At 65.3% G+C, this 6,253-nt stretch carries 7 protein-coding genes and 1 pseudogene; 4 read left to right on the plus strand and 4 right to left on the minus strand.

Annotated features, from left to right (window positions below):
* A partial coding sequence (locus tag AC1DJT_RS33275) for a hypothetical protein (RefSeq protein WP_476835744.1) occupies nucleotides 1–220 on the plus strand: 220 nt, incomplete at its 5' end.
* Between the two features lie 15 nt (nucleotides 221–235).
* Entirely contained in the window at nucleotides 236–1,126 is an 891-nt protein-coding gene (locus AC1DJT_RS33280; RefSeq protein WP_476771078.1) for a DUF2950 domain-containing protein, read from the plus strand.
* Between the two features lie 498 nt (nucleotides 1,127–1,624).
* Here the strand turns inward: AC1DJT_RS33280 and AC1DJT_RS33285 are convergent.
* From AC1DJT_RS33285 to AC1DJT_RS33300, 4 genes and pseudogenes are all read right to left on the minus strand, one after another.
* Nucleotides 1,625–1,837, minus strand: a pseudogene (locus tag AC1DJT_RS33285) (transposase); the annotation flags it as partial.
* Between the two features lie 786 nt (nucleotides 1,838–2,623).
* The gene (locus AC1DJT_RS33290) at nucleotides 2,624–3,550 is read right to left on the minus strand and encodes a DUF2950 domain-containing protein (protein ID WP_476835745.1); all 927 of its coding nucleotides are present in this window, start codon (nucleotides 3,548–3,550) and stop codon (nucleotides 2,624–2,626) included.
* Complete coding sequence (locus AC1DJT_RS33295; protein ID WP_476835746.1) at nucleotides 3,547–5,322, minus strand: DUF3300 domain-containing protein; 1,776 nt, start codon at nucleotides 5,320–5,322, stop codon at nucleotides 3,547–3,549. Before AC1DJT_RS33295 ends, AC1DJT_RS33290 begins: the two co-directional genes overlap by 4 nt.
* A 111-nt stretch (nucleotides 5,323–5,433) precedes the next feature.
* Nucleotides 5,434–5,583: a hypothetical protein gene (locus tag AC1DJT_RS33300; RefSeq protein WP_476769977.1), complete on the minus strand. Its 150-nt coding sequence runs from the start codon at nucleotides 5,581–5,583 to the stop codon at nucleotides 5,434–5,436.
* Between AC1DJT_RS33300 and AC1DJT_RS33305 the strand changes: the two genes are divergently transcribed.
* Entirely contained in the window at nucleotides 5,582–5,839 is a 258-nt protein-coding gene (locus AC1DJT_RS33305) for a hypothetical protein (RefSeq protein ID WP_476769976.1), read from the plus strand. The two genes, AC1DJT_RS33300 and AC1DJT_RS33305, sit on opposite strands and share 2 nt — an antisense overlap.
* Nucleotides 5,840–6,026: 187 nt before the next feature.
* Nucleotides 6,027–6,253 (plus strand): hypothetical protein (locus AC1DJT_RS33310; RefSeq protein ID WP_476835747.1); only part of this gene is annotated, 227 nt, incomplete at its 3' end.

Raw genomic sequence — 6,253 nt, forward strand, 5'->3', positions numbered from 1 at the left:
CGATGCCGGCCGAGGCGCGGCGGCCTATGGCAATCGCGGCGCAGCCAGCCGTGGGCAGATCAGCATGCCGGCGGGCCGCGGCGGCGGAGGCGGACAGATCGGCGGCGGAGGTCGCGGCGGCGGCGCTCACATCGGCGGCGGCGGCCGTGGCGGCGGCGGGCATATCGGCGGCGGCGGTGGCCGCGGGGGCGGTGGTGGTGGTCGCGGTGGACGGCGCTGATTGGGGGACATGATCATGGCACATCACGCTCGATTTTCAGTCCCGGTCTCGCTCGCGGTCCTGTTGATGGCAGGCCCTGCCGCAGCCCAGCAGAGCTTCCCCTCCCCCGATGCGGCGTCCAGCGCGCTGGTCGAGGCGGCCCGGGCGCGCGAGCCCGGCATGCTCGATCGCATTTTCGGGCCKGGGGCCCGCGACGTGCTGAGCACCGGCGACGCCACGCTGGACCGCGAACGACTCGACCGGTTCAATGAGGCCGCAGCGGAATCCGTCACCCTGACGCCGCGCGACGACGCGACGCGGATCCTGACGATCGGGAAACGCAAGTTCGAGTTCCCGATCCCGATCGTCCGACGCGGCGAGGCCTGGATGTTCGATGTCGCGGCCGGGCGTAGCGAAATCCTCAACCGCGCCGTCGGCGAGAACGAACTGCGCGCCATCGAGGCCTGCCAGGCCTATATCGGCGCCCAGCGCGAATATATCCGGAAGGACCATGATGGCGACCAGGTGCCGGAATATGCCCAGAACCTGATCTCGACGCCCGGTACGCAGGACGGGCTGTACTGGCCGAGAACCGGGCAGGCCGATGTCAGCCCGCTCGAGGGCGCCCTGAGCGAGGCCCTGCTGGATCGCGGGAACCGAACCTATGCCGGCTATCGCTTTCGCATCCTCAAGGCACAAGGACCTTGGGCGCCCGGCGGCGCGCATTCCTATGTCGTCAACGGCAACATGATCGCTGGCTCTGGCCTCGTGGCCTGGCCGGCCGAATGGGGCAAGACCGGCGTCATGACCTTCATCTGCGGACATAACGGGGTCGTGCTGCAGAAGAATCTCGGCTCGAAGACCAGCGCCTTGGCGGAGCGCCTGCTGCGCTACGACCCCGACAGCAGCTGGGCGCCAGTCGAATAGGCGGGGCAGCCCCCTCCGGCACCTCTCGAGGTGCCGGGGCCGCGCGCCGTGACTTTCATGTCGCAGCAGCAGTGCGCACGGCAGTTCCCGCAATGGCGAGACGGGTCGCGGGAGCGCGAGATCCCGCTCTCAAGGCCGCAGGCCGTTCCCGAAGAAGTCGGTCTGTCGACCGGGGCTCCCGAGGTCCTGCTGGACATAGGCGGGCCCGCCGCCCCCCGATCCGGACGTCTCGCGCGAAACGCATCCCACCAGTCCCATCAGAGCCAGCACTACTAGGTAGAAACGTCTATTCACGGAGGCCTCCCTCGGCGGGTTCCCAGAGCGCGGAAAATTAAACGCCGCGACGATGGGATGACATCAAGTCATTCTCAATTCTCTGTGCGAACAGACAATGCCGATCGTACTTCCAGATGCAAGCCGCCAAGGCAAGCATGCCGCCGTTGTGATCGACTGTCCCGGATTTCCGACAAGCAGTGGCTTCACTATCGCATCGTTAGCTTCCACGAGCAGATCCGACAGCGCCGAGAGGTGGAGCTTGCGGAGATCGGCGATGCTGCGGAAGTCAGGTCGGTTCAGTCCGGTCACCGCCCCCACGTCGACCCGCTCGTCGCAGGCGCAGCCAAGCTGCCGCGATGATGCCCCGGCTGTAGCCGTAGAGAACAGCGCCACCATCATCCCGGGATGATCAGGTGGATAGCCCCGTTCCTCCGAAGGCACTGAAGCTTCGCAACCTCAGCTTCCTCGCTCGGGACCGGATGGACAACCTATTGAGACCTCACATCTAGGCTTGACCATCGACTTGAGCCTGAGGGCGAGGTGCGCCACTTCGAGGCGATCACCGGCGCGACGAAGGCTCAAACTGAGGCAAGCGCCTCATTGACCTCACGTTCGATTTCCAATGCGAGAGCGCGGTACTCCTCCGCACGGGCCTMTCCGGMCGGCGAAGTTATTTTCTCCCAATAGGAAGCGGCCTCACATGTCACCTGGTAAACTTCGCAGAGATCGAGCAGTCCCGCACCACTGCTGCATTTTTGACGTAGCTCCATCCGCCGCTGCGGCCAACGAAGCATGAGCCTTGCAAGTCCGCGCTTTTGTACGTCATTCATGCTGCCATCCACCGCGGCATCACCACCGCTGATATTCGGCCCACGCCCTCGGCACAGTCGCCGACTGAGGATCAATCCACGATCAAAGGCCCCTAACCCGCGGTAGTCTCCTAAGGGCTCGCGTTGGGACCCCAAGCATCCGACCGGGCGTGAAGCTTGAAAAGCCGCCGAAGAGGATCGAAAGGAGGCCGGTCATCGGTTCTCCATTGCTGATAGCCGCTATGATTCGACGGCCCCCGCGCCTATCGGGCCAATCTTTCGACCTGCCTTTGGCGGCACCGTAGTCCAATCGGGGCCGTCATCCGAAGATCATTTGAGAAGGCTAAATGTCGCTTTGTGAAGACATCGCCATTTCGCTGAATGGATMAGCAGTCTGCATCTCGAAAATTGATTACTGCGGCACCGGAACCTTCTCCCAGGTCTTGTCGGGGTCGTATGAGCGCATCCGCGTCGCGATCCGGCTGGTCCTGGGTCCCAGATCCTTCTGATACACCGTGCCTTCGTGGTTCACGATGAAGCTCATGACGCCGGAGTTGCCGTATTCGGCGGGATAGGCGAGCAGAGCGAAGCCGCCGATCATCTTGCCGCCGACGACATAGTCGAGGCTTCCACCTGGTGCCGCGGCACCCTGGCGCTTCAGGATCTTGTAGTAGTAGCCGTGATAGGGCGTCTTGCCCTGCCCGCCCTTGTAGCCTTCGCGCTCGGCCTGCGCGGCGAGAGCGCCMAGCGGACTGGCCTCTTCTCCTGCCCCGGTCGCCCAGAACAAGCCGTCGCGCTTCCCCGGGCGGCTCGCGACCCGCTGGGCATAGGAGCCTGGCCCGGCGCCGGTTCTGTCCTTGCTCGCATAGTCGTTCTGGGCGTCGACATAGGCCAGGCTGACCTGGATCGCATCGAGCTCATTGCGCCCGAGGCGCCTGAAMAGGATTTCCTTGCGCCCGGCCTCTGTGTCGAACCGCCACTCCCCGTCCTTGCGCAGGATCGGGATCGGGAACGGAAAGTCATTCTGACCAACGAGCAATGTCGCCTTGTCGCCGTCGACCGTGACCTGGTGCTTGGCCTGATAGGCGGAGAGAAAGCGCTCCCTGTCCGCCGCGTCGGCGACCTCGTCGCCGGAAAAGACGATGTCGCGCCCCTTGAGCCCGAGAACGCCGAGCATCGGGCCGGTCTCGCTGGTGCGGGCGGCTTCCACAAGGGCTGCGGCGGCCGCCTCGGGYGTCTTGAAGCGCTSTTGCGCGCTGGCTGCGGAGATCCCGGCCAAGGTGGCAGCCGCGATTGCGAGGCTCAGCCATCGCCGACGGATCCGGTTGAGGTGCATCATGGCAGCATACCTCCGGACATCTCCGGGACAGTGGCACGGCATAGTGCCGTCGCCGCACATTCATGGCGGATGGTTCCGGTCGGTACGTGCGAGCCGGATGCCAGCCATTGATCGTAGGTCTGGAACCGCACCCCGATGCGCTCGTAATAGACACGCAGGAAACCATCGGCGCCCCGTGTCACGGCGTCGGGCGCGACCTCCTGGACCTCCTGCGCCATCACGCCGACATAGCGCCTGTCGCTGCCCCGATAGGCAAACCGGTAGAAGCCGATGCCATTCCGAAGCCGGCCGAGCTCGACGATATGATCCTTGAGCGCGAYGTCGGAACGCCGCCCACCGCCGCCCCCRCGACCGCCGCCTCCACGCCCACCGCCGCCACCCATGCGCGCGCCACCGCCGCCGCCCATGCGTGCCCCGCCGCCGCCAAACCCGCCGCCCCCCGCTCTGGGACCACCGCCAAATCCGCCGCCACCCATCCGCGCTCCGGCATGAGCGAAGCTCGTCTGTCCGCGCTGGGATTGCAGATTGGCTGCCCTGCCGGGCTGCATGTTGCCGAAGGCATTGTCGCGGCGCGGCCCACCCGCCCGATTGAYGTTGCCGCCGCCGGGACGATTGGCCTGCGCCGGCCGCTGCGCCGGCCTTTGCGCGTTCGGACGGTTCTGGCGTGCGCGGTCGGCGGTGGCAGGACGGTTCCCTGCCCCGCGATCGGGACGCGCTGCACCGGCGCCGGCATTGGGGCGATTGCCGGCATTGGGGCGGTCAGGCCGATTGGCCCCCTGCCCGCGATCCGGCCGGTTGCCAGCTCCGGTGTTGGGGCGATCGGGCCGGTCCGGGCGGGCCTGRTTTCCGTCCCGCCCGCGAAAGTCCATGCGKCCGTCGCTGCCCGGRCGYGAGGTGTTCGCAAACCGCTGCTGAACCTGCGAATTGCCGTATCTGACCCCTTGGCGATGCTGCGGATTGTGCTGCCAGTGCGTCACGCGATCGCGGTTGATATTGATGTTGTTGTTGTTCCAGTTGATGTTGCCGCCCCAATAGCCGCCGGTCGCCCAGCGGCCGAGCGCGTAGGCGGTACCGAAAGCGAGCCCGGTCGCAATGACTCCGGTCGCGATGTAGCCCGGGGCTGGAAAGTAATAGGGCGTGCTCTCGGGATAGGGCCAGGCGCCGTAGACGACGCCAGGATCATAATAGGGCACATAGATGGTGTCGGATGTGGCTGGCGCGATGGCGATGGTCTGCCTTGCGCCCTCCTGCTGCACSGTCACCGTCTGCTGCGTRCCCGAGGTGAGCTTCTTGTTCTCGTAGGCCCGCGACCTCATCCGCTGGACAGCGTCCATGACGTCGGTTTCCTGAGCGAGAACKGCATCGCCGAGCTTCYGCGTCCAKTCCAGGTTCTTGCTCATCATCTSSAGCACCGACGGCGTGGCGACCAATGCCTTGATGCTATCGTCCCAGGCCTGTTTCTCCGCGGCCRCCTTGAGTGCGTCTCCCTTGAGCTTCTTGTTCTCGGCAGCCCAGCGCTCGGCCTGAACGACTTCGAGCGGATAGGTCGAGGCCATCAGCACCTGAGCCAGCAGGGTGTCCGGATAGAGCGCTATCGGGGCTAGCAGCGCGTCGAGCTGCGCTGTCGCGAGCAGGGTCTGGTCGACCGGCAGGGCCGCGGGCGTCAGCGCTGCACCTGTCGAAGGAGTGGGCGCCTGCGCCTGCGCTTGCGCGAGGGATTGAAGGGGGGGGGCCAGGGCCAATACGCCCGCCAGCACGAAACGGAGAATCATCGCGCTCTCCCGATATCCGCTCCCTCGGAGCGCTCGCACCACCCCAGGGTATTCTGCCGGAGGGGCGCGGCCAGTATCAGCACGGCCCCGGATGCCCAATTCGAACCGTCGCTAGCGCGGATTGCCCGGGGCGGTGCCATGGATGCGCTCCCACTCTCGCAGCGCCTCGAACGCCTCCTTGTTCGCACGGCCCTCCTCCATGGCTTTCGTCATGAGGCCGCTCTGCTTCATCATCTGGTTCTCGTAGATGAAATCCCACATGCAGCCATTGATCTTGTTGCATGAGTTCGGTGTTCCGACGGTCTGCGCGGTAGCAGATGCGACAAGAACCGCGGCGGCCATTACGATGGACGCTGCAAGGGTGATCAGCCTGCTCATCATCAAAGCCTCCACGATCAATCCGCGCACCGATCCGGGTAAGATGCCACGCAAACCGTATCTGCCTATCGACTTGAGGCCACAGCCTATACCCACGCAGGACATCGCAATGCGCTCCGACCTGCCTGGTGAATTCTAGCGAATTCCTGCCGATAAGAACCTGTCCCTAAGGACAATACGCCGACGTCCCTCGATGTGCTGTTCTCAGCGCAGGATTTTTCAGCGGCAGTTTGCGCGGGCGCGGCCACGCCGCCCGCGGGCGGTCGAGCGGAACGTACCGAAAGCGATCTGAACCTCGACCTCGTTCAACCAGGGAAGGATTCGGAATGTCCAGCGCTGCCAAAGATGCGCGGTCGATCGACCATTTCTTCTCCGCACCGTCCGGACGCCATGATCGGTGGCGGGACCTTCATTCTCTCGMAAGATCCTGGGCCAATGGAGACGCAAAGCGGGGCGCCGTCGAGCAGGCCCTCGATGACCTCGGCGTGCTCGAGGAGTTCCATGCCTTTCCCGGCACGGAGCTGATCGCGGCGCTGCGCGAACGTCTCAGGAA

Source organism: Allobosea sp. 05T422_2, from assembly GCF_056396265.1.

Bases quoted from the DNA above. Each gene is read 5' to 3' on its own strand.
- AC1DJT_RS33305 (WP_476769976.1), top strand. From the start codon at position 5,582: ATGCAGCCATTGATCTTGTTGCATGAGTTCGGTGTTCCGACGGTCTGC.
- AC1DJT_RS33300 (WP_476769977.1), bottom strand. From the start codon at position 5,583: ATGTGGGATTTCATCTACGAGAACCAGATGATGAAGCAGAGCGGCCTC.